This window comes from Guyparkeria sp. TX1, from assembly GCF_046523965.1.
Taxonomy (GTDB): domain Bacteria; phylum Pseudomonadota; class Gammaproteobacteria; order Halothiobacillales; family Halothiobacillaceae; genus Guyparkeria.
Window position 1 is genome coordinate 38,751 of record NZ_CP144142.1, and the last position, 25,391, is coordinate 64,141.

Annotated in this window: 22 protein-coding genes and 1 other RNA gene; 1 reads left to right on the top strand and 22 read right to left on the bottom strand. The window is 66.4% G+C overall.

Going from position 1 to position 25,391, the window contains the following annotated elements; genetic code table 11:
* Positions 1–85 precede the first annotated feature (85 nt).
* From ftsZ to rnpB, 16 genes are all read right to left on the bottom strand, one after another.
* The gene (gene ftsZ, locus VWP12_RS00180) at positions 86–1,243 is read right to left on the bottom strand and encodes a cell division protein FtsZ (RefSeq protein ID WP_240031373.1); all 1,158 of its coding nucleotides are present in this window, start codon (positions 1,241–1,243) and stop codon (positions 86–88) included.
* Between the two features lie 46 nt (positions 1,244–1,289).
* Positions 1,290–2,534, bottom strand: a complete 1,245-nt coding sequence (gene ftsA, locus VWP12_RS00185; protein ID WP_125197801.1) for a cell division protein FtsA — start codon at positions 2,532–2,534, stop codon at positions 1,290–1,292.
* A 61-nt stretch (positions 2,535–2,595) separates the two neighbouring features.
* Complete coding sequence (locus tag VWP12_RS00190) at positions 2,596–3,405, bottom strand: cell division protein FtsQ/DivIB (RefSeq protein WP_410474124.1); 810 nt, start codon at positions 3,403–3,405, stop codon at positions 2,596–2,598.
* Entirely contained in the window at positions 3,405–4,412 is a 1,008-nt protein-coding gene (locus VWP12_RS00195; RefSeq protein ID WP_410474125.1) for a D-alanine--D-alanine ligase, read from the bottom strand. The genes VWP12_RS00190 and VWP12_RS00195 overlap by 1 nt, the downstream gene beginning before the upstream one ends.
* Complete coding sequence (gene murC / locus VWP12_RS00200; protein WP_410474126.1) at positions 4,409–5,845, bottom strand: UDP-N-acetylmuramate--L-alanine ligase; 1,437 nt, start codon at positions 5,843–5,845, stop codon at positions 4,409–4,411. Before murC ends, VWP12_RS00195 begins: the two co-directional genes overlap by 4 nt.
* Positions 5,845–6,951: an undecaprenyldiphospho-muramoylpentapeptide beta-N-acetylglucosaminyltransferase gene (gene murG / locus VWP12_RS00205; protein ID WP_410474972.1), complete on the bottom strand. Its 1,107-nt coding sequence runs from the start codon at positions 6,949–6,951 to the stop codon at positions 5,845–5,847. Before murG ends, murC begins: the two co-directional genes overlap by 1 nt.
* A 20-nt stretch (positions 6,952–6,971) precedes the next feature.
* On the bottom strand, positions 6,972–8,228 hold the full coding sequence (ftsW, locus tag VWP12_RS00210; RefSeq protein ID WP_410474127.1) for a putative lipid II flippase FtsW: 1,257 nt from the start codon (positions 8,226–8,228) through the stop codon (positions 6,972–6,974).
* Positions 8,225–9,691: a UDP-N-acetylmuramoyl-L-alanine--D-glutamate ligase gene (gene murD, locus VWP12_RS00215; RefSeq protein WP_410474128.1), complete on the bottom strand. Its 1,467-nt coding sequence runs from the start codon at positions 9,689–9,691 to the stop codon at positions 8,225–8,227. The genes ftsW and murD overlap by 4 nt, the downstream gene beginning before the upstream one ends.
* The gene (gene mraY / locus VWP12_RS00220) at positions 9,691–10,773 is read right to left on the bottom strand and encodes a phospho-N-acetylmuramoyl-pentapeptide-transferase (RefSeq protein ID WP_410474129.1); all 1,083 of its coding nucleotides are present in this window, start codon (positions 10,771–10,773) and stop codon (positions 9,691–9,693) included. Before mraY ends, murD begins: the two co-directional genes overlap by 1 nt.
* A complete protein-coding gene (locus tag VWP12_RS00225; RefSeq protein ID WP_410474130.1) occupies positions 10,754–12,208 on the bottom strand; it encodes a UDP-N-acetylmuramoyl-tripeptide--D-alanyl-D-alanine ligase in 1,455 nt (484 codons plus the stop codon). Before VWP12_RS00225 ends, mraY begins: the two co-directional genes overlap by 20 nt.
* Entirely contained in the window at positions 12,205–13,722 is a 1,518-nt protein-coding gene (locus tag VWP12_RS00230; RefSeq protein ID WP_410474131.1) for a UDP-N-acetylmuramoyl-L-alanyl-D-glutamate--2,6-diaminopimelate ligase, read from the bottom strand. The genes VWP12_RS00225 and VWP12_RS00230 overlap by 4 nt, the downstream gene beginning before the upstream one ends.
* Position 13,723: 1 nt before the next feature.
* Positions 13,724–15,493 carry a peptidoglycan D,D-transpeptidase FtsI family protein gene (locus VWP12_RS00235; RefSeq protein ID WP_410474132.1) on the bottom strand — a complete coding sequence of 590 codons (1,770 nt, stop codon included), beginning with the start codon at positions 15,491–15,493 and terminating at the stop codon, positions 13,724–13,726.
* On the bottom strand, positions 15,490–15,750 hold the full coding sequence (gene ftsL, locus VWP12_RS00240) for a cell division protein FtsL (protein ID WP_125197792.1): 261 nt from the start codon (positions 15,748–15,750) through the stop codon (positions 15,490–15,492). Before ftsL ends, VWP12_RS00235 begins: the two co-directional genes overlap by 4 nt.
* Positions 15,747–16,670 (bottom strand): 16S rRNA (cytosine(1402)-N(4))-methyltransferase RsmH, encoded by a 924-nt coding sequence (rsmH, locus tag VWP12_RS00245; RefSeq protein WP_410474133.1) that lies wholly within the window; start codon positions 16,668–16,670, stop codon positions 15,747–15,749. Before rsmH ends, ftsL begins: the two co-directional genes overlap by 4 nt.
* A complete protein-coding gene (mraZ, locus tag VWP12_RS00250; protein ID WP_125197790.1) occupies positions 16,667–17,119 on the bottom strand; it encodes a division/cell wall cluster transcriptional repressor MraZ in 453 nt (150 codons plus the stop codon). The genes rsmH and mraZ overlap by 4 nt, the downstream gene beginning before the upstream one ends.
* A gap of 355 nt (positions 17,120–17,474) precedes the next feature.
* Positions 17,475–17,831, bottom strand: an RNA gene (gene rnpB, locus VWP12_RS00255) — RNase P RNA component class A.
* Positions 17,832–17,961: 130 nt separating this feature from the next.
* On the opposite strand from rnpB, the gene VWP12_RS00260 reads away from it, so the two are divergent.
* Complete coding sequence (locus VWP12_RS00260) at positions 17,962–19,125, top strand: hypothetical protein (protein WP_410474134.1); 1,164 nt, start codon at positions 17,962–17,964, stop codon at positions 19,123–19,125.
* A gap of 119 nt (positions 19,126–19,244) precedes the next feature.
* Here the strand turns inward: VWP12_RS00260 and VWP12_RS00265 are convergent, their stop codons facing one another.
* The 6 genes from VWP12_RS00265 to fliG form a co-directional block, all read right to left on the bottom strand.
* Positions 19,245–19,568 (bottom strand): H-NS family nucleoid-associated regulatory protein, encoded by a 324-nt coding sequence (locus VWP12_RS00265; protein ID WP_410474135.1) that lies wholly within the window; start codon positions 19,566–19,568, stop codon positions 19,245–19,247.
* A gap of 410 nt (positions 19,569–19,978) precedes the next feature.
* Positions 19,979–21,655, bottom strand: a complete 1,677-nt coding sequence (locus VWP12_RS00270; RefSeq protein WP_410474136.1) for a flagellar hook-length control protein FliK — start codon at positions 21,653–21,655, stop codon at positions 19,979–19,981.
* Positions 21,652–22,119, bottom strand: a complete 468-nt coding sequence (locus tag VWP12_RS00275; protein ID WP_410474137.1) for a flagellar export protein FliJ — start codon at positions 22,117–22,119, stop codon at positions 21,652–21,654. Before VWP12_RS00275 ends, VWP12_RS00270 begins: the two co-directional genes overlap by 4 nt.
* A gap of 15 nt (positions 22,120–22,134) precedes the next feature.
* Positions 22,135–23,499, bottom strand: a complete 1,365-nt coding sequence (gene fliI, locus VWP12_RS00280; RefSeq protein ID WP_410474138.1) for a flagellar protein export ATPase FliI — start codon at positions 23,497–23,499, stop codon at positions 22,135–22,137.
* Positions 23,492–24,358 carry a FliH/SctL family protein gene (locus tag VWP12_RS00285; RefSeq protein WP_410474139.1) on the bottom strand — a complete coding sequence of 289 codons (867 nt, stop codon included), beginning with the start codon at positions 24,356–24,358 and terminating at the stop codon, positions 23,492–23,494. Before VWP12_RS00285 ends, fliI begins: the two co-directional genes overlap by 8 nt.
* Positions 24,345–25,385 (bottom strand): flagellar motor switch protein FliG, encoded by a 1,041-nt coding sequence (gene fliG / locus VWP12_RS00290; RefSeq protein ID WP_410474140.1) that lies wholly within the window; start codon positions 25,383–25,385, stop codon positions 24,345–24,347. The genes VWP12_RS00285 and fliG overlap by 14 nt, the downstream gene beginning before the upstream one ends.
* Positions 25,386–25,391 lie beyond the last annotated feature (6 nt).

Consider the following 25,391-nt stretch of genomic DNA (forward strand, 5'->3'; position numbering starts at 1 on the left):
AAATGGAAAAGGCCCCGGACACGAGTCCGGGGCCTTTGTTTTTGCCTCGCGAGTTTTGCCCCGGCAATCAACCGGGGACCGTCATTCAGTCCGCCTGGTGGCGCAGGAACGACGGAATGTCGATGGTGTCGAGGTTGATCGCGGTGTTGCCGCGATGGGCGGTGCCGGCGTAGGCCTGCTGGACCTCGGCATGCGACGGCTCGCTCGACTCGTTCGACTCCTCGCGGCGAGCATTGTCGATCACCACGCGCGGCTTGCTCGACTCGGCGTTGACGTTCTTGATCCGAGACAGCCCGGTGGCCACCAGCGTGACGCGCAGCTGACCGTCGAGCTCGTCGTCGACTGCGGTGCCCACCTTGACCACCGCCTCGTCGCCGGCCAACTCCTGGACCATCTCGCCGATCTCCATGAACTCGCCGATCGACAGGTCGCCGTTGGAGGTGACGTTGACCAGGATGCCCTCGGCGCCGGTGAGGTTGATGTCGTCGAGCAGCGGGCTGTGAATGGCCGCTTCTGCTGCCTCGGCGGCGCGATTGTCGCCGGTGCCGATGCCGGTGCCCATCATGGCCGTGCCCTTCTCGGTCATGATCGCCCGCACGTCGGCAAAATCGAGGTTGATCTCACCCGGACGGGTGATCAGCTCGGAGATACCGGCCACGGCGGTGAACAGCACCTCGTTGGCGGCGGCAAAGGCATCACGCAGGGCGGCCTGCTTGCCCATCACTGCGGTGAGCTGGTCGTTCGGGATGACGATCAGCGAGTCGACGTTGTCCTCGAGTTCCTGGATGCCTTCCATGGCCACGCTAGTGCGCTTCTTGCCCTCGAATGAGAACGGCCGGGTGACCACCGCCACGGTGAGGATGTTCATGTCCCGTGCGATCTGGGCGATCACCGGTGCCGCGCCGGTGCCGGTGCCGCCACCCATGCCGGTGGTGATGAACAGCATGTTGGCGTCGGAGATTGCCTCCTGGATCTGCTCACGATCCTCGAGGGCGGCCTGACGGCCCAGTTCCGGGTCGGCGCCTGCACCGAGACCCTTGGTGATGTTCGCGCCGATCTGCAGTTGCGACGGCGCGTTGCTCTTCACCAGCGCCTGGGCATCGGTGTTGGCACTGATGTACTCGATGCCCTCGATGTGTTGCGTGACCATGTGGGCCACGGCGTTGCCGCCGCCCCCACCAACACCGATAACCTTGATCTTGGCGCTCTCGGTCTGCATTTCGGCCATAGTCCAGTTGCTCATGGTGTCATCTCCTTCTCTCGCGTGGCATTCAGATAAGTGGTGTGAATCAGAAGTGATCGCGGAACCAGCCCTTCAGGCGTTCCAGAACATTTCCATGGACCGTTGCCGGTCCATGGGCCGTTTGTTCGCGGGCCTGTTGCAGCCCGTGCAGCATCAAACCAATCCCGGCGGCGTTCGCCGGGTCCCCCAAGGCGTCCAGATTGCCGACCACACCCTGGGGGGTCCCCAGTCGGGCCGGCATCTGCAGAAAGTCTTCGGCCAACTCGACGAAGCCCGGCATCTGTGCCGTGCCGCCGGTGAGCACCACGCCGGCGTTCACCAGGTTCTGGCAACCCGACTGGCGGATCTCCTCCTGCACGTAGGAAAGGAGCTCCTCCACCCGCGGGCGGACGATGCGCATCATCGTCTCCTGCGGAATGCGCCGCGGCGGGCGACCGGAAACCCCCGGCACCTCGATGGCACGCGAGGCTTCGCGCTCGTCCAGCGCACCGAGGTTGGCGTGGTTGATCTTGATCTTTTCGGCCTCGGCCGGCGGCGTGGTCAGGCCGTAGGAAAGGTCGTTGGTGATCTGCTCGCCGGCGATCGGCAGCACGGCGGCATAACGCAGCGCCCCGCCGGTGTAGATCGCGATATCCGTGGTGCCACCGCCGATGTCGATCAGCACCACCCCGAGTTCGCGCTCGTCGTCGTTGAGCACGGCGCGGGCCGCGGCGATCGGCTCGAGGATGGTGCCTTCGACATGCACGTCACAACGCTCAACGCACTTGATCACGTTCTGCACATTGTTCGCCGCCGAGGTGACGATGTGCACGTTCGCCTCCAGCCGATGGCCGCTCATGCCTTGCGGTTTGCGGATACCGTCCTGCCCGTCGATGCGGAACTCCTGCGGCTCGCAATGCAGGATCTGCTGGCCATCGGGGATCTTCACCGCTCGGGCCGACTGGATCACCTGGCTGACATCGCCGTCGGTGATCTCGCGCCCCCCGGTGCCGGTCATCCCCTGCGAGTCCAGGCTGCGGACGTGATCGCCTGCGACCCCGACCCATGCCGACCCGATCTCGCAGTCCGACAAGGCACTCGCCCCGTCGATCGCGCGGCGAATCGCCATCGAGGTGGACTCGATATCGACCACCGAGCCACGCCGCAGCCCCTTGTTGGTCGGATGCGAGCCGTAGCCGATCAGGCTCAACCGACCGTCGCCGTCGCATTCGCCAACGAGGGCCGCCACCTTGCTGGTGCCGATGTCGAGTCCGACAACGAACTCCCGCTCTCCTTTTCTCAACGCGCTCATGCTGTGTTTCTGCCCTTGATTGCCATGGTTTCGGTTCGTTCCTGGCTCCAAAACATCCCTGTCAGTCGTTTGTTGTCTTTTCGTTCGTTTCGCTGTCCGCCTCGCGCCAGGCCACGGCAAAGCCGTTGCTGTAGCGCAGGTCGATGCGCTCGACCCGGTCCATCTTCCCGGCCAGCGTGTCCGGGTAGACGTCCAGCAATCGCTGCAGTCGTGCCTCCAGCGATTCCTGCCCGGTGTGGATCACCGCCCCGGAGGCGAGCGCGAGACTCAGCGAGCCGCGCGGGCTCATCGTCACGCCCGCGAGTTCCAATCCGACCGTGGCCAGCACCGGCTTGAGGCTGGTGTAGCGTTCCCAGACGGTCCACTGGCTGCCGGTCGGTCCGGCCAGCCGCGGCAGGCTCAGATCGACGGGTCGCCGCTGTGGGGCGAACACCGCGCCCGAAGCGCTCAGCAACCGGTCCCCGTTCCAGGCGGCGATCGGCTGATGGGTCTGCAGACTCACCAGCAGCCGATCCGGCCATTGCCGGGTAATACGCACCTCGGTAAGCCAGCCGTCCTCGAGCAATCGCTCGCGCAACGCCGTGATATCCACACTCCAGATCCCCTGCCCCAGCGCGGGCCACAGTTCCTGACGGGCCTGCTCCTGGGTGACGAAGCGATTGGCTCCGTCGATCTCCAGTGCCGCCACCGGCGACTGGAGCTTGAGCCAGACCCGCTGAGAGACCAGTGCCACCGCGGCGACAAAGGCCAGCCACAGTCCGATCCGCCAGGCCCAGCGCAACACCACCCGCAGGCCTGTAACGAACGCCGTCCAGCGCTCGCGCCAGCTCGGCCCGCGGGGCCGTACCCGGGAGGCACGTCGCGTTGTCATCAAACCGCTCCATCAGCCGACTCACCTCCCGTGGACACCCCGGCCGGGTGGGGCCGGCTGCCCAGGGTCTGCTCGAGAATGGCGACACAGAGCCCCGGAAAATCCATCCCGACCGCGTGCGCGGCCATGGGTACCAGCGAATGACTGGTCATCCCGGGGACTGTGTTTACCTCGATCAACCAGTGCCGCCCCTCGGCGTCGCGAATGAAATCAACCCGGCCCCAGCCTCGGGCACCAATCAGGCCGAATGCCGTCCGGGCCGCCTCAGCCAGCCGGGCCTCTTCCTCAGCAGAAAGGCCACAGGGAATCCGGTAGCCGGTGTCCTCGGCCTCGTACTTGGCCTGGTAGTCGTAAAAGGCATGGTCGGCGCTCGCCTCGATCCGGATCGCCGGCAGGCTCTGTTCGCCGAGGATGGCAACGGTGTACTCGCCACCGGCGATGAACTGTTCGACCATAACCTCGCCATGGGCGGCGGCCTCGCGGAAGGCCGGTTCGACACCCGCCGGGTCATCGACCTTGCTCACGCCGACGCTGGAACCGTCCGCCGTCGGCTTGATAATTACCGGCCAACCCAGCGCCTCGGCGGCCTCGCGTGCCGCGGAGAGGCTGTCGACCATGGCAAAGGCGGGCGTGTCCAGTCCCGCGCCCTGCCAGATGCGCTTGCACATCACCTTGTCCATGCCAATGGCCGAGGCGGCCATGCCGCTGCCGGTGTAGGGCATCTCGGCCAGTTCCAGCAGTGCCTGAACCTGACCGTCCTCGCCGCCACGACCGTGCAAGGCGATAAAGACCCGATCGACCCGCTCGGCCAGCAGGCGTTTGCCCAGTTCCTGGGCACCGGCGCGATCCAGATCGACGCCGATCGCATCCACGCCGCGGGAGATCAATGCCTCGTGGACGGCCCGGCCACTGGCGAGCGAGACCTCCCGCTCGGCCGACCAGCCGCCCATCAGCACCATCACGCGCCCCAGGGCTTGTGCTTGTGCCTGTTGTGCCTGCTCGTTCATGCCCGGTCCTCCCAGTGCTCGAGCAGCAACCCCGGCAGGCTGCCGACATTGCCGGCACCCAGCGTCAGGACAATGCCGTCTTCGCGGACCATGTCGTCGATCACCTCGACCACCTGGGCCGGCTCGGCGACAAAGACCGGGTCGACCTGGCCGCGAGCACGGATCGCCCGGGCCAGGCTCCGCCCGTCGGCACCCGCGATTGGCTGTTGGCCGGCGGCGTAGACCTCCATCAGGATCAGCTGGTCCACCTGCGAGAGCACCTCGACAAAGTCCTCGAACAGGTCGCGGGTGCGGGTGTAGCGATGCGGTTGGAAGATCAGGAGCAGCGGCTCGTCCGGCCAGGCATCGCGCACCGCCGCCAGGGTGGCGGCGACCTCGCGCGGGTGATGGCCGTAGTCGTCGAGCAGCATCCGCCGCCCCTGCGTGAAGGCGAGCGAACCGCGACGCTCGAGGCGGCGACCGACGCCCTTGAAGCCGGCCAGTGCCCGGACGATCGCCTCACCCTCGACGCCGAGGTCGTGGGCGACCGTGATCGCCGCCAGGGCATTGAGAATGTTGTGCCGCCCCGGCATCGCCAGCCGGCAATGCCACGACTCGCCGCCCGGCAGGCTGACGTCGAAGCTCGACTCGAAGCCATCGCTGTGGATGGCCGTGGCGCGCACGTCGGCCGGCTCATCGATGCCATAGGTCAGCACCTGCCGACCCACCCGGTCGACGATGCTCATGGTGTGACTGTCATCGGCACACAGCACCGCCAACCCGTAGAACGGCAGGTTGTGCAGGAATTCGACGAAGTGATCGAGCAGGCGCGAGAAATCGTTGTCGTAGGTCTCGAGGTGATCGGCGTCGATATTGGTGACCACCGCGACGTGCGGCTGCAGGTGCAGGAAGGAGGCATCCGACTCGTCGGCCTCGGCGAGCAGGTATTCACCCCGGCCGAGGCGCGCGTTCGAGGCGCTGGATAGCAGCTTGCCGCCGATCACGTAGGTGGGATCGAGCCCCGCCTCGGCCATGATCGCGGCCAACAGCGAGGTGGTGGTGGTCTTGCCGTGGGTGCCGGCGACCGCCAACCCGATCCGAAACCGCATGATCTCGGCGAGCATCTCGGCACGACGCACCACCGGCATGCGCCGCTCGTGCGCCGCCAACAGCTCCGGGTTGTCCGCTGCGATCGCGGTCGAGACTACCAACACGTCGGCCCCGGCGAGATTCTCCGTGGCATGACCGATGAACACCTCGATGCCCAGCTCGCGCAGGTGACGCACCGCCGGCGATTCGTTCATGTCCGAGCCGGACACCACGAAGCCCAGCGTGTGCAGCACCTCGGCGATACCGCTCATGCCCGCCCCGCCGATACCGACGAAGTGCAGGTGGCGCACCTTGCGCATGCGCACCTGGGCGACCGGGGCGAAATCGGCTGTCACTGCATCCATTACCGGCCCTCCCCGGGTTGTGTGTTTTGGGTTTTCCCGGCGATCACGTCCTCGCAGATCGCCGCGATCCGCGCGGTGCTGTCGGGCACGGCCGCCTCGCGGGCACGTGTCGCCATGTCGAGCAAGGCGGCCCGGTCGGCCAGTAGCGGCCCAAGCAGACGTGCCAGGGTGTCGACGTCCGCCTCGTGCTGGTTCAAGAGCCGAGCGGCACCCTGATCAACCAGCCAGGCGGCATTGAATCGCTGGTGATCGTCGACGGCGTGTGGGAACGGCACGAACAGCGCGCCGATACCTGCAGCGGCGATCTCGGCAACGGTCATGGCGCCCGCCCGGGCGATGACGAAATCCGCCCAGCCGAAGGCCTCGGCGATGTCGTCGATATAGCCCGATACCTCGTGGCGACTGTCGGCACCCCAGTCGACAGACTCGTAATGGGCGACGGCCTTCTCCAGATGACGTGGCCCCGCCTGGTGACGCACGACCAGATCGGTTTGCTGGCTAATACGTGCCAGTGCCTGAGGCACGGCCTCGTTGAGCGCCTGGGCGCCCAGGCTGCCGCCGAGCACCAGCACGCGTACCGGCCCACCACGACCCTCGAACCGGCTTGCCGGCTCCGGCAGGGCGGCGATCTCGTTACGCACGGGGTTGCCCACCACATGGCTTGAGGCCAGTGCCTTCCCGAAGGCCTTCGGGTAGGCCGCCAGCGTCACGCGGGCCAAACGGGAGAGCACCCGGTTGGTCAGCCCGGCAATGGCGTTCTGTTCGTGGATCACCAGCGGCCGGCGCAACAGCCAGGCCGCAAGTCCGCCCGGCCCGGCGGCAAAGCCGCCCATGCCGATCACCAAAGCGGGGCGGTGGCGGCGCAACAGCCCGCCGGCCTGCCAGACGGCCTGCAGCAGCCGGAAGGGTGCTGCCAGCCGGGTGGCCAGCCCCTTGCCGCGCAGCCCGCCAATGGCGAGATAGTCGATCGGGTAGCCGGCCTCCGGGACCAGGCGCGATTCGATGCCGCGCTCGGTGCCCATCCAACGGATGGCGTAGCCACGCTCGGCCAGTGCACCGGCCACCGCCAGTGCCGGCACCACGTGCCCGCCGGTGCCACCGGCCATGACGTAGATCACCGCGCGGCTCACCGAGTCACCTCCCGCACATCCTCGATACCGGCCTCGGCCATCGCCCGGCTGGCCTCGTGGTGTACACGCAGGATCAGGCCCATGGCAAGCAGGGTCGCGACCATCGCCGAACCGCCGTAGCTGATCAGCGGCAGGGTCAGGCCCTTGGTGGGCAGCAGCCCCATGTTCACGCCCATGTTGATCAGCGTCTGCATGCCGATCCAGGTGCTGATGCCCCAGGCCAGCGCCGCGCCGGTGTAGTGCTTCACCGCCCAAGCCATGCGCGCGATCACGAAGCCACGCCAGACCAGCACCCCGTAGAGCCCCAGCAACGCGATGACGCCGAACAGGCCGAATTCCTCGGCGTAGACGGCGAAGATGAAATCGGTGTGCGCCTCCGGCAGATAGGCGAGCTTCTGCACGCCCTCGCCCAGACCGCGGCCGAACAGCCCGCCGGTACCGATAGCGATCAGGGCGTTGACGAGCTGGTAGCCGTCGCCGAACGGGTCGGCAAAGGGATTGGAGAATGACAGCAGGCGATCGACCCGGTACTGGGCCGAGAACACGCCGACCACGGCCAATGCCCCGCCGGCGGCCATCAACATCAACATGGTTTGCAGCTGGGCGCGCATCAGCCAGGCCATGGCAAAGAGTGTCGCGCCGAGCACCAGGGTGTTGCCGTAGTCCGGCTGCAGCAGCAGGAGCGTCGAGGCGAGCATGATCACCGCCACCGGGGCTGCCATGCCGCGGATACGCGTCTGTACCTTCTCCAGGTGCACACCGAGATAGGCAGCCATCCAGACGATCATGCCCAGGCGAGCAAACTCGCTCACCTGGACCCGCATGAAGCCCAGATCGATCCAGCGCGTCGCGCCGTTCACGGTGTGTGCCACCCCCGGGATGAACAACACGGCCAAGGACAGGATCGAGGCGATCAGGATGACGTTTCGCAGGGCTACAAAGTGGCGCAACGGCACCATCAGCAGCACAGACAGCGCGATCAAGCCGACGACCACCGCGCCTGACTGACGAATCAGCAGACCACGGCCGGCTGCCGCGGAATCGCCCATGCCGAGGGTGGCCGATGCGACCATCACCAGGCCGATCGACAACAGCGCCAGCAGCGCGATGAGGAACGACCGATCCAGGGAAATGCCGCTGGTGGCATCTTTTGCCCCGTCGACCACATTGCGATCGGCGAGCCATTGCAGACCCTGGCTGCCCAGTCGTCCAAGCGATTGCCAACCGCGGGCGTTGAGTTGCCACAGGCTCATGAGGCCACCTCCACGGAAACCTGCGCCGGTACATCACGCGGGTCGCAGATCGACTCGGCCGCCCGGGCAAAATGCTCGCCGCGATCGGCATAGCCGCGGAACTGGTCGAAGCTCGCACAGGCCGGGGACAGCAACACCACTACCTGCCGACCGGGCGATACCCGGGCAGAGGCCTTCTCGGCGGCCCAGGTCACGGCGGCCTCGAGCGACTCGCAGCGTGCGATGGGCAACGTGCCCCCGGCTGCCGAGGCGAGTACCGATTCAATCCGGTCGGCATCGACGCCGATCAGCGCCACGCCCAGGGCGTGGGTCTTGAGGGCCGCGGCCAGCTCCTCGAAGGACTGACCCTTGGCCTGACCACCGACAATCACCACCTGGCCGGCCACGCCGCCCGCGGCCAACCCATCGATCGCGGCCACGGCAGCACCGACATTGGTGGCCTTGGAGTCGTTGATGAAGCGCACCTCGCCGCCATTGACCGGCCAGCGGCAGACCACCTGCATGCGATGCGGCAGGCCGGTGAACGCGACCAACGCGGCACGCAGGGCCGCCCCGTCGAGCGCGGCTCGACCGGCCACGGCCTCGACCAGCCCCAGGGCAGCCAGGGCATTCATGCGGTTGTGAGCCCCCGGCAGGGAAAGATCCTCGCCGGCGAACAGCACCTGGTCGTCGCGACAGAGGGATTCGCCATCGGCATCCAGGTAATAGCGATGCTCGGCGCCAAGCGAGTCGTCGCTCGCCCCGGCGGAAAAGGTCACGACCCGAGCGCCACTGTCGGTTGCCATCGCCGCAACACGCGCATCGTCGGCATTGATCACGACCGTCTCGGCATGGACGAGGATCTTCTGCTTGAGGGCCGCATAGGCATCGATCGAGCCGTGCCGGTCGAGGTGATCGGCACTGATATTTAATACGGTCGCGGCCCGTGCGCGGATGGCCTCGGGATCGCAGGCCTCCAACTGGAAGCTCGAGACCTCGAGCACCAGGACATCGCCCGGCTCGGCCAGCAGGTCCAAGGCCGGGGTGCCGTAGTTGCCACCAATGGCCACCCGATACCCCGCGGCGGTGAGCAGTTCGGCGGTCAATGCCGTGACCGTGCTCTTGCCGTTGGAGCCGGTGATCAGGACATAGGGCACCGGGGCATGGCGCAGCGCGACGGCGATGTCGCTCTCAACCGGAATGCCGCGATGGCGCGCCTCGTCCAGCAGCCCCGCCAGCGGTTCGACTGCGGAGTCGAGCCCCGGGCTCAGCACGATGCCGTCGAGCGCTCGGAGTTGGACCGAGTCGAGCATGGCCGCGCCGATTTCCCCGTCGAAGACCGTGTCGGCACCGAACGCGTCGAGCCAAGCGACGCGAGGAGCATTCGCCCCGCGGGTGTCGGCGGCGACGAACGACTCGCCGCGACGAGCGAAGAAGCGCCCCGCGGAAAATCCGGTCTGTCCCATGCCGACAATCAGTTTCATCAGCGCACCTTCATCGTTGCCAGGCCGATCAACACCAGGATCACGGTGATGATCCAGAAGCGCACGATCACCTTCGGCTCGGGCCAGCCCTTGAGCTCAAAGTGGTGATGGATCGGCGCCATGCGGAAGATGCGCTTGCCGGTCAGCTTGAACGAGGCGACCTGGAGCATCACCGAGACGGTCTCGAGCACGAAGATGCCGCCCATGATGAACAGCACGATCTCCTGGCGGACCATCACCGCGACGATGCCCAAGGCCGCCCCCAGGGCCAGCGCACCCACGTCACCCATGAACACCTGGGCGGGGTAGCTGTTGAACCAGAGAAAGCCGAGACCCGCGCCGACGATCGCGGCGCAGAAGACCACCAGTTCGCCCACCCCGGCGATGAACGGCAGGCCCAGGTAGTTGGCGAACTCGTAGTGACCGGTGACGTAGGCAAACGCGCCCAATCCACCGGCGACCAGAACGGTGGGCATGATCGCCAGCCCGTCGAGCCCATCGGTGAGGTTGACGGCGTTCGAGCTGCCGACTACCACGAAATAGGTCAGGATCACGAAGCCGAAGCCCAGCGGGATCAGGGCATCCTTGACCAGCGGGATCAGCAGACTGGTCTCGGCCGGCGTCTCGGCGATCGAAAACAGGAAGACGGCGGCCACCAGCGCGATGACCGACTGGCCCAGGTATTTCCAACGCGCGGCCAGCCCGTCGCTGTTGCGACGCGAGAGCTTGAGGTAGTCGTCCCAACCACCGATCAGGCCAAAGCCCATGGTGGTCAGCAACGCGACCCAGACATAGACGTTACCGAGGCTGCCCCAGAGCAGCATCGAGACGGCAATCGAGATCAGGATCAGCGCCCCACCCATGGTGGGCGTGCCTGCCTTGGCCAGGTGGGTCTGCGGGCCGAGTTCGCGGATCGGCTGACCCGCCTTGACGCTTTGCAGCCAGCGGATAACGAACGGGCCAATCGCCAGCGAGATCAACAACGCCGTGGCCACGCCCAGCATCGCGCGGAACGTCAAGTATTCGAATACGCCAAAGAAGCTGGCGTACTGGGTCAGCCATTCAGTCAGCCAGAGCAGCATCTCGCCCTCTCCCTGTGGTGGTGTTGCCGGTCCCCGGCGCGATGCCGATCTCCCGTTCGAAGGCCTCGCGGACCCGTTCGATGTGCATGAAACGTGAGCCCTTGAGCAGCACCGTCACGGCTGTCCGGCCGTAGTCGGCCAAGCGCTGGCGCAATGCCTGGGCGGCCGCCTCGCTGTCCTCGACCACATCGAGCGAGCCGGCCGGGCCGCCGGCAGCCTCGAAACCGGCGGCGAGCGCCGCGGCCCCCGGACCGACCGCGATCACCCCCTGGAGTTCCTGGCCAGCGGCGAACTCGCCCAACTGGCGATGGAGTAGCTCGTCCTCCGAGCCCAGCTCGCCCATGCTGCCGAGCACAGCAAACCGTGCCCCGGGCTGGCCGGCCAGGTAGCCGAGCGCGGCCCGCATGGACTCGGGGTTGGCGTTGTAGCTGTCATCGATCAATTGCCAGCCGTTGGCGAGCACCACCAGCCCCATCCGCCCGGCCGGCGGCTGGAAGGTGGACAGCCCGGTCGTGATCGCCTCGACGGGCGCACCCGCCAGGCGTGCCAGCCCGATCGCGGCGAGCAGATTGGCAGCGTTGTGCGCGCCGGGCATGGGCACGGCAAGGCGATCGAACACCGGCTGACTGCGTTCGGTGACCGACAGCTCGTGGGCCGTCGCATCGTATTCGCCGAACCAGGTTGCCCATTCACGATGGCAGGGATCGAGCGTGAAGGTCTCGGACTGCGGCGCGGCCTTCAGCCACTGGTCGGCGCCGTTGGAATCCAGGTTGATCAGCGCTCGGGCCGCGGCGGGGCAGTGGCGATAGATCTCGCCCTTGGCCTCGATGATGCGTTCGACCGAGCCGAACTCGCCCACGTGGGCACGCCCGGCCATGGTGACCACGACGATGTCCGGGGCGACCAACTCGGTCAGCCGGGCGATCTCGCCAACGTGGTTGGCACCCATCTCGACTACCGCAAAACGCGTTTCGGGCGCCCAGTCGAGCAAGGTCAGTGGAACGCCGATGTCATTGTTGAGATTGCCGCGGGTGGCCGCCGTGGCGCCGATCTGACCCAGCATGGCGGCCAGCAGTTCCTTGACGGTGGTCTTGCCGCTGCTGCCGGTGATCCCGATCACGGTCGGATCGACCGCCTCGCGCCAGCCCCGGGCTAACCGCCCCAGGGCGGCGAGCGTGTCGTCGACGATCACCTGTGGCAGGGCACAATCCGGTTGTTCGCGTTCGACCAGCGCGGCGACCGCCCCCTGTTGGGCCGCCTGGTCGATGAAGCCATGCGCATCGAAGTTCGGGCCCTTCAGGGCGACGAACAGTCGGCCGCCCAGTTCGGCCCGGGTGTCGGTGCCCACGCCGGCTACCGGTAGTGCACCGTCGGGGTTCGGGACCAGGCGTCCCTCGGCCCAGCGGGCGATCTGGTCGAGCGTGGCCCGGATCATGGCGCCACCTCCCGTGCCTGTTCGCGAACCACCAGACGGTCATCGAACGGGCGCATCTGGTCGCCGATTTCCTGGCCGGTTTCATGGCCCTTGCCGGCAACCAGCAGGCAATCGCCCGGACGTCCGTCGGCGAGCCGGCGGATACCGTTGGCAATCGCCTCCTGCCGATCGACGAGGCGTTCGACCTCCGCGGGGTGCGTCATGCCGGACAGGATCGCGTCGATGATCGCCTCGGGCGATTCACTGCGCGGGTTGTCACTGGTGATGATTACCCAGTCGGCCAGGCGTTCGGCCACGGCCCCCATCAGCGGGCGCTTGCCGGTGTCGCGGTCGCCACCACAGCCGAAGATCACGCCCAAGCGGGCGCCATGAGGCAGCCCTTCGCGCAGGCTGGCAAGCACGTTCTCCAGGGCATCGGCGGTATGGGCGTAGTCGACCACGGCAGTCATGCCGCGACCGATCGCAAAAGTTTCCATCCGGCCCGGCGGGGTCTTGAGCCGTCCCACATGGTGGGCAAGGGCATCGAGCGTCTCGCCCACCACCAAGCGCGCGGCCAGCGCGGCGAGCAGGTTCTCGGCATTGAAGCGACCGGCCAGCGCCGCCTCGAGCTCGGCCCGTTCGCCGAAGCCGCTGACTGCTAGTCGCATGCGGCCCGACTCCGGGGCCTCGAGCACGCCGGTCAGGCATGGGCGGCAGTCGGTCGAGCCGGCCGCCGGGGCCAGCGAGTAGCACAGCTGGCGTGGCGCGTCATCTCGGGCGGCGAGTGTGTCGAGCATTCGCGCCGTCGCCGACTGGTCGGCATTGAGTACCGCCTGGCGCAGGCTCGGCAAGGCGAACAGGCGGGCCTTGGCCCCGAGGTAGGCCTCGACGTCGCCGTGATAGTCGAAGTGGTCCCGACCGAGGTTGGTGAACACCCCGGTGCGGATGGGCAGGCCGTCCACCCGGCCCTGGGTCAGGGCGTGGGAGGAGACTTCCATGACGATCTCGCGCGCGCCCTCACGGACCAGTTCGCCGATCAGGCGCCAGTTTTCGATCAGTCCCGGCGTGGTGTTGGTCGTGGCCTGGTACTCCGCTCGCGGCGACCACAGTCCCCAACCCAGCGTACCGATCACCCCGACGGGCTCGCCGTCGAAGCCGATCAACCCGGCGACCAGGTGGCAGACGGTGGTCTTGCCGTTGGTCCCGGTGACCGCGGTAATCGCAACCGCCTCGTGGTTCCAGCCATTGGCCTGCATGATCAGTTCGGCGACCGCCTCCTCCGGGCGGTCGATCAGCATCACGCCCTTGGCCGGCGTAAGCCCGGCACCAATGACCCCGGCCGCCCCGCGGGCCAATGCATCCGCGACGAACCGATCGGCATCGTGCGACTGGGTTTCGCGGGCATAGAAGAGCGTGCTGGCATCGAGATCGCGGCTATCGTCGCTGATCGCGCGCACCCGACGATCCGGGGCGCCGGCATGACGCAGCCGGGCAATCTCTCGCAAACCGATTTCGGGGAATGCCACGCGCGCCATGTCAGCCAGCCTCCCGGGATCGATTGGAGTCGGCCACCACGGACGGCAGGTCCCCGGCAATCTGCCCGGCAGGCAGTTCCGGCAGGTTGTCCGGGCGGATATTGAGCATGCGCAGCGCACCGCTCATCACCCGCTGGAAGACGGGTGCGGCGACATCGCCGGCATAGACCTTGCCGGCATTGGGCCGATGCAGGACGACGACCAGGGCCAGCCGCGGATCGCTCGCCGGAGCCAGGCCGGCAAAGACAGTGTTGTAGTCGGTTCGGGAGTAGCCGCCCTCGCCCAGGCGTCGCACGGTGCCGGTCTTGCCGGCAACCTGGAAGCCGGTTACGGCAGCCTCGGGCGCCGTGCCGGTCGGCGAGACCACGGAACGCAACATGCCGACCACGCGGTCGGCTACTTCGGGCTCGAACACCGGCCGGGTTTCGGGTGGGTCGTCCAGGCGCAACAGGCTGGGTGCCACGAACTGACCGCCATTGCCTAGTGCGACATAGGCCGAGGCCAGTTGCAACGGCGTAACCGCCAGTCCATAGCCGTAGCTGTGTGCGGCCGTGTCGGCCACACGCCAGTCGCGCCACAGGCTGAGCGAGCCGGAGGCCTCGCCCGGGAAACCCACGCCGGTGACCTGTCCGAAGCCCAGCCCCCGGTAGGTGTTCCAGATGACCTGGGCCCCGAGGTCCTCGGCCAGCATGCTCGCACCGATGTTGCTCGACTTCTCCAGCAGGCCGGTCATGTCAAGCGTGCCGTAATTGCGGTGATCGTGGATGGTAAAGCCGCCAACCCGACGGTAACCCGGGGCCGTGTCGACGGTATCGGACGGCTGCCAACGACCGCTGGCGAGCGCGGCGGCCACGGTAAAGGGCTTGACCGCCGAACCCGGCTCGAACTGGTCGACTATCGAGTGGTGACGGGTAAGCGACGGGTCGATCGCGGCCCGGTTGTTCGGATTGAACGACGGCGCACTGGCCATGGCCAACACCTCGCCGGTGGCCACGTTCATCAGGGTGGCCGATCCACCTAGCGCATCATGCTCCTCGACTGCACGCGATAGTTCGCGATACGCGAGGTATTGCAACCGCCGATCGATGGAGAGGGCGAGATCCTGCCCCGGCCGCGCGGCCTGAACCACGCCCAGGTCGACAATCTCGCGACCATCACCGTCCTTGAGGATGCGCCGCTTGCCCGGGGTACCGGCAAGCAGCTCGTCGAAACTCAGCTCGATGCCGGCCAGCCCCTCGTCGTCGATATTGGCAAAGCCCAGCAGCGGCGCGGTGACGTCCGCGGTCGGATAGAAACGCTTGTATTCACGCTTGAGACCCACGCCCGGCAGCTTGGCCGCACGCACCGCCTCGGCGAGGCTCGGGCGCACCTGGCGGGCGACGTACAGGAACCGGCGCGAGCCGTATTCGCGCACCCGCCGCTGCAACTCGGCGGCAGGCTGATCGAGGATTTCCGCCAGCCGGGTGACCGCCTCGGGGTGGGCGCCGATTACCTTGGGGTCGATCCAGATCGCGTGCATCGCGACGCTGATGGCCAGCGGCTCGCCGTGGCGATCGGTGATCATGCCGCGATGGGCCGCAATGGTCTGTACGCGCTGTTGGCGATCACCGCCCTGCTCGGCATAGAAATCCCGTTCGGTGACCTGCAACTGCACCGCCCGACCGAGCAGCATGACTGCCGCGAACGCAAACACCATCAGCACGACACCCGCACGCCAGCGCACGCCCAGCCAGGTGGCCCAACGGGTAATAAATGCCCAGGCCGCCTTCATCGGAACACCACCGTGATCTGATCCTCGGCCGGCGGACGCATGCCGAGGTCTTCAGTCGCGATACGTTCGATCCGCCCCTGGGCGGTCAACGTGCCCTCTTCGAGCTGCAGCTCGGCATAGGTCCCTTCGAGACGTTCGATGCCGTCCCGCGCCACGGCGATCTGCTGGGTCAGTCGCCGATCCTCGGCCACCAGCACCACCACCGCGAGCGCGCTCGAGACAACCAGCACCAGCAAGAAGAGATTGACCGCCCTCATGACGTGCGCTCCGCGACCCGCATGATCGCGCTGCGTGCACGCGGGTTCTTAGCGGTTTCCTCGCGGCCGGCGCGAATGGCCTTGCCGACTTTCTTCAACGCCACCTCGCCGACCGGGTTGCCGAAGAAATCCTTGCCGGCCGTGCTGTGATCGCGGATGAAGCGTTTGACGATACGGTCCTCGAGCGAATGGAAGCTGATCACCACCAGCCGGCCACCCGGCGCGAGGTGCTCGAGCGCCTGCTCGAGGGCCTGGGTGATCTCGTCGAGTTCCTTGTTTATATAGAGCCGGATCGCCTGGAACGTGCGGGTGGCCGGATGCTTGTTTGGGTCGCGCCTCGGGATGGCCGCGACGACGCAATCCACGAGGTCAGTCGTGCGGGTCAGCGGGGCTTGCTCGCGACGGTCAACGATGCCGGCGGCAATCCGACGCGCGAAGCGTTCCTCGCCGAGCCGAAACAGCACGTCACGGATCTCCTCTTCCTCGGCGACCGCCAGCCAGTCGGCCGCCGACGGCCCGTGGCTCTGGTCCATCCGCATGTCCAGCGGACCGTCGAATCGGAACGAAAAACCTCGCTCGGCCTGGTCGAGCTGAGGCGAGGACACGCCCAGATCGAACATCACGCCGTCCACCGGCTGGTCGATGCCGTGCTCGGCCAGGGCCTCGCCCCAGCCGGAAAAGGAGGCCTTGATAAAGGAGAAGCGAGAATCCTCGCCGGCAAGCCGGCCGGCGCTAACTGCTGCCTCGGCATCGCGATCGAAACCGACCAGTCGCCCCTTCGCGGAGAGCTTCGCCAGGATGGCGCGGCTGTGGCCGCCGCGACCGAAGGTGCCATCCACATAGGTGCCCGCCGGGTCGGTGACCAGGTGATCGACCGCCTCGTCGCGCAACACCGTGTCGTGGCTGGCATCGACCGTCATAGCGACAGGGTCTCCAGGGCCGTGGGCAGTTGGTCGTCCTCGTCAGACTGGTCGAGGAACTCCTCGGTCATCTGACTCCACAGTGGCTGCGACCAGAGCTCGAGCTTCTTGCCCTGCCCGACCAGCACGGCCGGTTTTTCCAGCTTCGCGTGGGCGCGCAGCGCGGGGGGAATGACAATACGGCCGGCCGAGTCGAACTCGACCTGGGTGGCGTGACCGATCAACATCCGCTTGATGCGGTTGGCGGTCTTGTTGAAGGACGGCAGGGCATCGATCTGTTTCTCGATTTCCAGCCAGGTCGCCAGCGGGTAGATAAGGAGGCAGTGTTCCTGCGTGTCGATGGTAAGGATCAGTTGGTTCTCATCCTGGGCAAACGCCTCCCGATGACGCGTGGGCATGGCCAGGCGACCTTTGGCGTCGAGATTCAGGTTGGTGATGCCTCGGAACACTTTTTCCCACTTTTCCCCACTTTTCTACACCTGCGCGCACTATAGCCCCAGCCAACAGGGCTATCAAGCAAATGGCGGCATTTTTCTTTTGACCACAAGGAGTTAGCCAACAAATAGAGGAGAATCGAGACCCTGTTTCCAGATAAAAACAGGGGGTTACCGCGCATAGATAACAAAGCGCACGAGGATGTGCGCAGCCGCATCCCGGCGCACCGAAGTGCCGGTGGGGGAAAGTGGGAGGAAATCGGGTACGGGTGCCGCGGGGTGGAGTCGAGCGTGTCCGCCGAGTCGGCAGGGCTTCGATTAGCCGCATTCGCCGGCGGAAACGGGATCGTTCCGCCGAAAACACAAAATGGGGTGGAGTCAGCCGGTAAGCCGGGTTCTGTCGTGGATTGCCATTCATCTGGGCGCGACGTCACCGTCGCGCTCGAGCAGCCTACCCGGGAACAGCGCGGGCCACGCCATTGTTCCCCTATTTGGCCTTGCTCCCGGTGGGGTTTACCGTGCCACGACGTGTTACCACGCGTGCGGTGCGCTCTTACCGCACCCTTTCACCCTTACCTGTGCCACCTTGCGGTGGCCATCGGCGGTCTACTCTCTGCTGCACTTTCCGTCGACTCGCGCCGCCCAGGCGTTACCTGGCACCGTGCCCTATGGAGCCCGGACTTTCCTCGACGTTCACGAGGAACGCCGCGACAATCTGGCCAACTCCGGCGGCGGAGTATAAAGAAACCGCAGCCGGTGTCGAGGCGAGCGTGATTCGAACCCGTCATCCACGGGGGAGTCCGGTAGACTTCGAACGCCGAAACCGTTCTGATCACACCCTTGCCTCGAGCCCAACCATGCCCGAATCGCTCCCCTCACCTCTCGACACCCTGCGCAGCCAAATGACCGAACCGGCCACCAGTCGCGTGGACTGCGATCAGGCCGCAGACTTGATCGACTGGTACTACGAACAGGCCTGGCAGACCGATCGAATCGCTCGTGACGAACTGCCGTGGCTGCTCGACTGGATGCGTCATTGCCACGACCCGCGCCGATTCGAGATCGGCGACGGTCTCGCCGTGACCCTTATCGGCGAAGGGCAGTTGCAGGAAGCCAGCGATCTGGCCGAAGGATTGCTGAGCGAGGCCTGGGACGCCGGATTGACGCATACCCTGGCCCTCGCCCTGGCCGCGCGGGGCGAGGTGGCAGAGGCAATCACCCGACTTCGCGATCTGGTCGACCATCCGGAATTCGCGACCCTGCCGCCGGAAATCGCCACCCAGGTGCACCTGGATCTAGCCACCCTGCTCCGTCGTCAGGGGAGCCTGTTCAAGGCCATCCCGGTCATGACACAAGCCGTGAAAACAGCCGCCCGCTGCGACGATCCGGCGTGGTTGGAACAGGCGGCCGACACCCTGATCGAGCAACTGGTCGAACAGGGCGGCGCCGAAGAGGCCGTGGAGATTCTCTCGCCCCATCTCGACGAGAAACGCCTGGGCCTGTGGCAGCGGGTACTCGATCGACTCGGCAACCAGCTCGACCCGGACCTGCGCGAACGCGGCATCGTCCTGATGGTCCGCGCTGGCAACTACCGCACGGTACTCAATCGTCTCGTCGACCAGGCCGGCAACGACCCACAACGTCTGCTGCTGGCGTTCACGGCCGCCCTATCGCTGCGCGCCCCTGCCGAGGTCACCTGCCCACTGGCCGCCAGACTGCTGGGAAGCGATTCAGCTCGCCGGGACGAGAGCGCGCCATTGATTGCCGCCGCATCGGTGGCCGTCGCCGAAAGTCAGCAGGAGAAAAGCCAGACCCAGGCAAAATGGCACCGTGACGGCGTGGTTCAGCTAATCAGCGTGGCGAAACACCACGGCATCCTCGAAGAGGAAGCGCGCGAATGGGCCGAGAAGGAAGGGCTTTATCACGAGCACGGCGTGATCGAACGCGCCGCGCGACATTGCCTGGATAAAATCGACAAACCACCGGAATGGCTCACCCAACGTATCAAGCAGCAAGGCTAATCGAATCGCATACAATCGGATCACATGCAAAAAGGCCCTGCCGTTTGGCAGGGCCTGTCTTTTTGACCGAATCGTACAAACGATTCGCCGCACCCCGATCAAACACCGGGGTCAATGATTCAGATGCGGAAGTCCTCGAGCTTCTTGCCCTTGTTGAGCTCATCGACCAGCCAGTTGGGCCGCTTGCCGCGCCCCGACCAGGTCTGCGACGGGTTGGCCGGGTTCATGTACTTGGCCGGCAACTTCTTGCCCGCCTGCTTGCTGCCCTTCTCCAAACCAAAGATATCGGCCACGGTGGTATTGAGCTCGCTGGCCAGCGCCTCGGCCTCGCGGCGCAACTCCATGACGCGCTGCTTGCTGCGCTCGCGCAGGGCCTGCTCGGCGTCATTGACCAGTTTCTTCAGTTCATCGGCGGAAAGGTTCTTTACGTCGAATTGACTCATCTGGATAGGTACCCCTGAAAAAAGTAATGGCCGGAATGGGATTTACTCGAATCCACATTCTTTCCGGATAAAGCCGCGCTTTCCATGGCCCGGCCCAATGCTTCGAGAATCTAGCCCATTAAATCAAACAGGTCAACGCCTGACGAGTCATAACCGCCACCCCGTGAAAACCTCGCGATTACCTGAAAGGTTTCGGCGAAACCATCTCCTCATCGAAAACCGTGAAACGGCCTGCCACTTATTTTCGGTCAGAACGACGATTGTCACGACAAAATGCATTAAGTAGTCGGCCGGCAGATAGCCAAAAGGGCCGCAAGGCGACCCCTTAATAAAAGCACGGCATGTCTTATCTCGGTGTCAGCCGGCGCGCAACGTCACATCCGACGCCAGCCGCTCTGAGGACGGCACGATCAGGCAAAGAGATCGAGGACCAGGCGCCCCTGGATCGATTCCTCATCCCAGTCATCCGTGCCGTCGGCGCTGGCCATGGCCGTCTGGCCACTCTGAGCGCCGTCACCGGATTCGCCACCCGCGCCGCCCTGACCATTATCGTCGGCATCGGCCAGTTGCTGACCGAAATCGCTTTCCTGGCCGAGGCCGACCTCGACTTCGCTATTGGCGAGCCCCGCTTCCTGCAGCCACTCCTTTAATCGCGGCAGCTGTTGCTCGAGCAGGCCCTGGGCGGTGGCATTGGTTGCCGTCAGGGCAATACGAGTTTCATCGCCCTGGGTTTCGATGGCAATCTTCAGCGGCCCCAGGTCCGCGGGGCGCAACTCGATACTGGCCTTGGATACGCCCTTGCCGACCATCCACTGGATCTGCTGGCCCAGTTGCGCGGGCATCTGCGGATTTGGCGTACCGGCTGCGGCCTGCCCCGTGAATATGCCCCCCGCCGCGCTGCCGCCGGACGACATCGACGCCTGGCTGGTACCCAGGCCCGTCGACGCGGTCTGGACGGCACCGGACGCGAGATCCGCCTCGGAACGCGCCTGGCGCCCCTCCAACCCATTCAGCGACGACCAATGGGTCAACGGTACCCGCTCACGCTCAGCCTGGGATGGCTCGCGCCCGGTCAGACCCAGGGCGGCACTCACCGGCCCACCGGTCCAATCGGCGTCTCGCTTCGCCTCACTTCCAGCACCACCGACCAACCGGGCCGACTCGTTCGGCCGGCGGCCATTCTCGGCAAAGCGCCAGAAACCATCCCAGGATGACTGACCCTCGCCACGAGATGCCGCCAGACCCTGGGCGACTCGTGCCTCTCCGCTAGCGGCCGACTCCGCACGGCGCACGGCTTGCTCGAGTGCCTGCAACTGGCCGAGCAGACCCGGCGCCATGGCACCACCCTCGGACTGCGCATCGGCCAGACCGTCACGCAGTGCGGCCAGGCGCTCCGTCAAACCCTGCAATGCATCCGGCGACGGTGACGCGGCATTACCGATCGATTGACGCAAGCGGGCAAGGGCATCGGCCAACTCCTTCACCTGGTCGCCCAGTCCGGCCATCAAGTCATCCGGCACCCCACCGGCAGGGCCGGACGAGCCGGCGGCTACACCACCCCCACGCCAATCGGCGCCCGGCGACATGCCCAGACCATTGCCCGGACCATCGCCGGAGTCATCCCAATGGCCCTGCGCACCGCCATCTCCCGACGCGCCGTTCAGGCGGGCGCCACGACCGTCAAGCAGCCCGGCCAGTTCATCCAGTGCCGACTGAACCTCGCGACCGATCTCCGTGGTGGCCTTCTCACCCGACTGGGCCGCGCCCTGCGACCGGCCGGCAAGAACCTCGCGCAACTCGGCCAGTTGATCGGCCAACCCCGCGAGCGCCTGCTCGAAGTCGCCCCCATCCCCGCCGACACCTTGCCCGGCGATCGCCAGACTCTCCGACGAGGCAACCGCGCCGCGCGACAAACCGCCCTCACCGTCTGTCTTGAAACGCCCCTGCGCGGAGGCCATCAGGCGCGCGAACTCCTCGCGCCCACCGCCGCCAAGGCCTGCGGCCATCCGCCCGGCCTTGCCGTCGGCACTGCCCAGCAGGCGACCTAGCGACTCGATCGTCGTCTTGCCTTCACCGATCTGACTCATTGCATTCCCCCTGTTCCGCCCCCGCGCGCGGCCTTGGCCGCGCCGTGCTGATCCATCACCTGTTGCTCGGCCCGATCGGCACGCCGCCGGATCGAGTCGCGGTAGCGCTGACTCAGACGATCGACCGATTCATTGCGTGCATGCGCCTCACGGGAGTCGTTTGCCCGCTTGCTCAATTGTTCCTCGAGATCGCGGACCACCTTGCGCTGGTGCTCGATGGTCTCCTCGATCCGGGCCATGAACTGGCGGTAGTTCTGCAGCGCAAAGGCCCGGTTGCGGCCCTCGGCCGCGAATCCCAGATTGTTGGTGTATTCGGTGAAATAGCCTTCCAGGTCGGCAAGACGCTGGCGCTGCGCGTCCAGTTCACGCTGCGCCTCGCGCCGGCGGCGGCTGGCCAGGTCGGCCTGATGCCCCATCACTCGGCCGGCGTTGCCCAGGGACTTGAGTCGTTGTGCGTCACTCATGCTCGGCTACCCCACTCAATCGGAATGCAGCAGGTCGACCAGCGCATCGATGCTGGAAGCCATGTCCGCCGGCTCGTTCATGGGCTGCGACAGGAACGCCTCGAGGTCGGGCTGGATGTCGATCACACGGTCCAGCCGCGCATCCTGCCCACGGCGATAGGCGCCCACGGCAATCAGGTCGCGATTCTCGCGGTAGGTGGCTGCCAACTCCTTGAATCGCCTCATCAAGGATAGATGATCCGGGTCGACCAGCTTGGGCATCAGCCGGGAGATCGAGGCCTCGACGTCGATCGCCGGGAATCGACCGCGCTCGGCGATCTCGCGCGAGAGCACGATGTGCCCATCGAGGATCGCCCGCGCGGCATCGGCCACCGGGTCGTTCAGGTCGTCACCCTCGACGAGCACGGTGTAAAAGGCGGTGAGACTGCCCTGGCGGTTCTCGCTGTTGCCGGCACGCTCGACCAGCTTGGGCAGGTGCGCGAACACCGAGGGCGGATAGCCCTTGGTCGCCGGCGGCTCGCCGATCGCGAGACCGATCTCCCGCTGGGCCTGCGCGTAGCGGGTCAGCGAATCCATCAAGAGCAACACGTCGAAACCCTGGTCGCGGAAATGCTCGGCGATCGAGCTGGCCAGGTTCGCGCCGTGCAAACGCATCAAGGCCGAGCTGTCGGCGGGCGCGGCCACCACGACGGCTCGCGCTCGCGCCTCGTCATCCAGAATCTCGCTGACGAATTCGGCTACCTCGCGGCCCCGTTCGCCGACCAGCCCGACCACGATGATCTGCGCGCGGGTGTAGCGGGTCATCATGCCGAGCAGCACACTCTTGCCCACACCGGAGCCCGCGAAGATACCCATGCGCTGGCCGCGGCCGACCGTCATCAGGGCATTGATCGCTCGCACGCCGACGTCCAGCGGCTCGGTGATCTCGCGGCGCTTCAAGGGGTTGATCGGCCGGCCATGCAGGTTGACCGAGGCATCCCCGGTCAACCGCTCGCCGTCGTCGATCGGCCGGCCACGGGCGTCGAGCACCCGGCCGAGCAGTTGTTCGCCCATCGGCACGCGGCTGGCCGCGCCGAGGTTCTTGACCCGGCAGCCCGGACCGACGCCCTGGGTGGTCTCCAGTGGCATCAGATACGTTGCCTCCTCGGAAAACCCGACCACCTCGGCCTCGAAGGTCCGCCCCTGCGGGTCGGTCACCTCGCATTGATCGCCGATCAGTGCCGAGAGACCGCGGGCCTCCAGCGCCAGGCCCACCACGCGCACGATTCGCCCCTCGGAGGCCGCCGCCGGGGCATCCACCCGCGCGGTCGTCCCCATCAGGCGCCGCGCCCAGTTCAGCGAGACATCGGCACTGGGATCGCGCAGTCCGGGATCAGTCATCGTCGCGCTCCTCCGATCGCGGGGCATCGCTCGCGGGTGCCGAGTCGTGATCGGTACCCGGATCGGCATCCGACCCATCCGTCCGATCCGACGAGGTCTCGTTGGGTTGTGCCGGGGCCTCGGCCGGTTCGCCGGACCGATCGGATCCCGATGGCGTGGCGGCCGTTTCCGGGACGGGCTGGTCCGGGCCGGGGTAGACCCGACCGATCAGGTGATCGAGCGTGGCCGCCCAGCGATTGGCCAGGCTGGCATCCACCCGGGCATCGCCCGACTCGACGATCACCCCGCCGGCACTGACAGCGGCATCGGCGCGCAGATCGAGGCGCTCGAAACGCGCATCGTCGATCAGCTCGCGCAGGGCCGCCTCGTCGGCCGGTGCGCAGCGCAGGGTCACCGAACGGACCGATACCGGCAGGGCCGCCAGGGCCTCGCGGGCGATCGACGGCAGGCCACTGTTGTCGGCCTGGACCTCGCGGGCCACCATCACCCGGGCGATCTGGGTCGCCAGGGCCGTGAGCTGTTCGGTGACCTCGTCGTCGAGCAAGGCCAGCGGCCGCTCCAGGTGCGAGAGCCAGCCGCGCAGGCGGTTCTCGATTGCCTGGATCTCTTCACGCGCGGCGGCCAGGCCCTCCTGGTAGCCGGCATCGCGTCCCTTCTTCAGACCCGTCTCGTAACCGCGTTTCTCCGCCTCGGCTCGCGCCTCGGCCAGTTCCTCGGCGGTGGCCGGATCGACCTGGTCGCCCGCCTCCTCGACCGGCTCGGCGCTGAAATCCGGCAGCTCCCAGGCATCCACCAGCTCCTGCCAGTCGGTGGCCTCGAGCGGGCGGGTCAGGGTCGGGGCGTCGTCAGATGAACTCATCGCCACCTCCGCCACCCAGGGCGATCTTGCCTTCGTCGGACAACTGACGGGCAACCTGCAGGATTTCCTTCTGCGCGGCCTCCACGTCGGCCAGGCGCGTCGGTCCGAGCGTTTCGAGGTCGTCGCGCATCATCTCGGCGGCACGACGCGACATGTTGCCGAAGATCTTTTCCTTGAGCTCGGAATCCGCGCCCTTCATCGCCAGCAGCAGCTTGTCGGCCGGTACCTCTCGCAGCAGCACCTGCAGACTGCGATCCTCGACATCGACAAGGTTGGCGAAGACGAACATCAGGTCCTCGATCTGGGTACCCAGTTCCTCGTCAGTCTCCTTGACGCGTCCCATCAGCTCCTCTTCCACGTTGGATTCGAGGAAGTTCATGATGCCGGCGGCGATCTTCACGCCGCCGACCTTGGAGGACTTGCCACCCTGGGTGCCGGATGCCTGACGCTCCATGATGTCGTCGAGCTCCTCGAGGGCCTGGGGGGATACCCCCTCGAGGTGGGCGATCCGCAGGACGATGTCGGTGCGGGTGTTCTCCGGCAGCATCTGCAGGATCTCCGCGGCCTGGTCGCTTTCCAGGTGCGAAAGCACGATCGCGATGATCTGCGGATGCTCGTAGCGGATGATCTCGGCGATCGAACGCGCGTCCATCCACTTGAGAAATTCGAGGTTGCGGCGATTGCCCTGCGACGAGATGCGCTCGAGCAGACCCGCCGCCTTGTCCTCGCCCAGCGCCCGGTTGAGCACATTGCGGATGTAGTCATTCGAGCCCAGGGCGAGGCCGGTCTGGTTTTCCAGGTCGTCGGAGAATTCGTCGAGCGCCGCCTGGATCTGCGGGCGGGTGACGTTCTTCAGGACCGCCATGGCCTGGCCGATCTTCTGCACCTCGCGCGGGTCGAGTTGACCGAAGATGTGTGCCGCGGACTCCTCACCCAGCGCCATCATCAGAATGGCCGCCTTTTCCGGCCCCTTGAGGCCGACGAGCGGGCTTTCCTGCGGGAAATTCGTGTCGGGTGACTGGGCCATGGGAAA

What these genes read in the sequence shown, in the direction of transcription:
- ftsZ (WP_240031373.1), bottom strand. Translation starts at nt 1,243, where the DNA reads ATGAGCAACTGGACTATGGCCGAAATGCAGACCGAGAGCGCCAAGATC.
- ftsA (WP_125197801.1), bottom strand. Translation starts at nt 2,534, where the DNA reads ATGAGCGCGTTGAGAAAAGGAGAGCGGGAGTTCGTTGTCGGACTCGAC.
- VWP12_RS00190 (WP_410474124.1), bottom strand. Translation starts at nt 3,405, where the DNA reads ATGACAACGCGACGTGCCTCCCGGGTACGGCCCCGCGGGCCGAGCTGG.
- VWP12_RS00195 (WP_410474125.1), bottom strand. Translation starts at nt 4,412, where the DNA reads ATGAACGAGCAGGCACAACAGGCACAAGCACAAGCCCTGGGGCGCGTG.
- murC (WP_410474126.1), bottom strand. Translation starts at nt 5,845, where the DNA reads ATGGATGCAGTGACAGCCGATTTCGCCCCGGTCGCCCAGGTGCGCATG.
- murG (WP_410474972.1), bottom strand. Translation starts at nt 6,951, where the DNA reads ATGGCCGGTGGCACCGGCGGGCACGTGGTGCCGGCACTGGCGGTGGCC.
- ftsW (WP_410474127.1), bottom strand. Translation starts at nt 8,228, where the DNA reads ATGAGCCTGTGGCAACTCAACGCCCGCGGTTGGCAATCGCTTGGACGA.
- murD (WP_410474128.1), bottom strand. Translation starts at nt 9,691, where the DNA reads ATGAAACTGATTGTCGGCATGGGACAGACCGGATTTTCCGCGGGGCGC.
- mraY (WP_410474129.1), bottom strand. Translation starts at nt 10,773, where the DNA reads ATGCTGCTCTGGCTGACTGAATGGCTGACCCAGTACGCCAGCTTCTTT.
- VWP12_RS00225 (WP_410474130.1), bottom strand. Translation starts at nt 12,208, where the DNA reads ATGATCCGGGCCACGCTCGACCAGATCGCCCGCTGGGCCGAGGGACGC.
- VWP12_RS00230 (WP_410474131.1), bottom strand. Translation starts at nt 13,722, where the DNA reads ATGGCGCGCGTGGCATTCCCCGAAATCGGTTTGCGAGAGATTGCCCGG.
- VWP12_RS00235 (WP_410474132.1), bottom strand. Translation starts at nt 15,493, where the DNA reads ATGAAGGCGGCCTGGGCATTTATTACCCGTTGGGCCACCTGGCTGGGC.
- ftsL (WP_125197792.1), bottom strand. Translation starts at nt 15,750, where the DNA reads ATGAGGGCGGTCAATCTCTTCTTGCTGGTGCTGGTTGTCTCGAGCGCG.
- rsmH (WP_410474133.1), bottom strand. Translation starts at nt 16,670, where the DNA reads ATGACGGTCGATGCCAGCCACGACACGGTGTTGCGCGACGAGGCGGTC.
- VWP12_RS00260 (WP_410474134.1), top strand. Translation starts at nt 17,962, where the DNA reads ATGCCCGAATCGCTCCCCTCACCTCTCGACACCCTGCGCAGCCAAATG.
- VWP12_RS00265 (WP_410474135.1), bottom strand. Translation starts at nt 19,568, where the DNA reads ATGAGTCAATTCGACGTAAAGAACCTTTCCGCCGATGAACTGAAGAAA.
- VWP12_RS00270 (WP_410474136.1), bottom strand. Translation starts at nt 21,655, where the DNA reads ATGAGTCAGATCGGTGAAGGCAAGACGACGATCGAGTCGCTAGGTCGC.
- VWP12_RS00275 (WP_410474137.1), bottom strand. Translation starts at nt 22,119, where the DNA reads ATGAGTGACGCACAACGACTCAAGTCCCTGGGCAACGCCGGCCGAGTG.
- fliI (WP_410474138.1), bottom strand. Translation starts at nt 23,499, where the DNA reads ATGACTGATCCCGGACTGCGCGATCCCAGTGCCGATGTCTCGCTGAAC.
- VWP12_RS00285 (WP_410474139.1), bottom strand. Translation starts at nt 24,358, where the DNA reads ATGAGTTCATCTGACGACGCCCCGACCCTGACCCGCCCGCTCGAGGCC.
- fliG (WP_410474140.1), bottom strand. Translation starts at nt 25,385, where the DNA reads ATGGCCCAGTCACCCGACACGAATTTCCCGCAGGAAAGCCCGCTCGTC.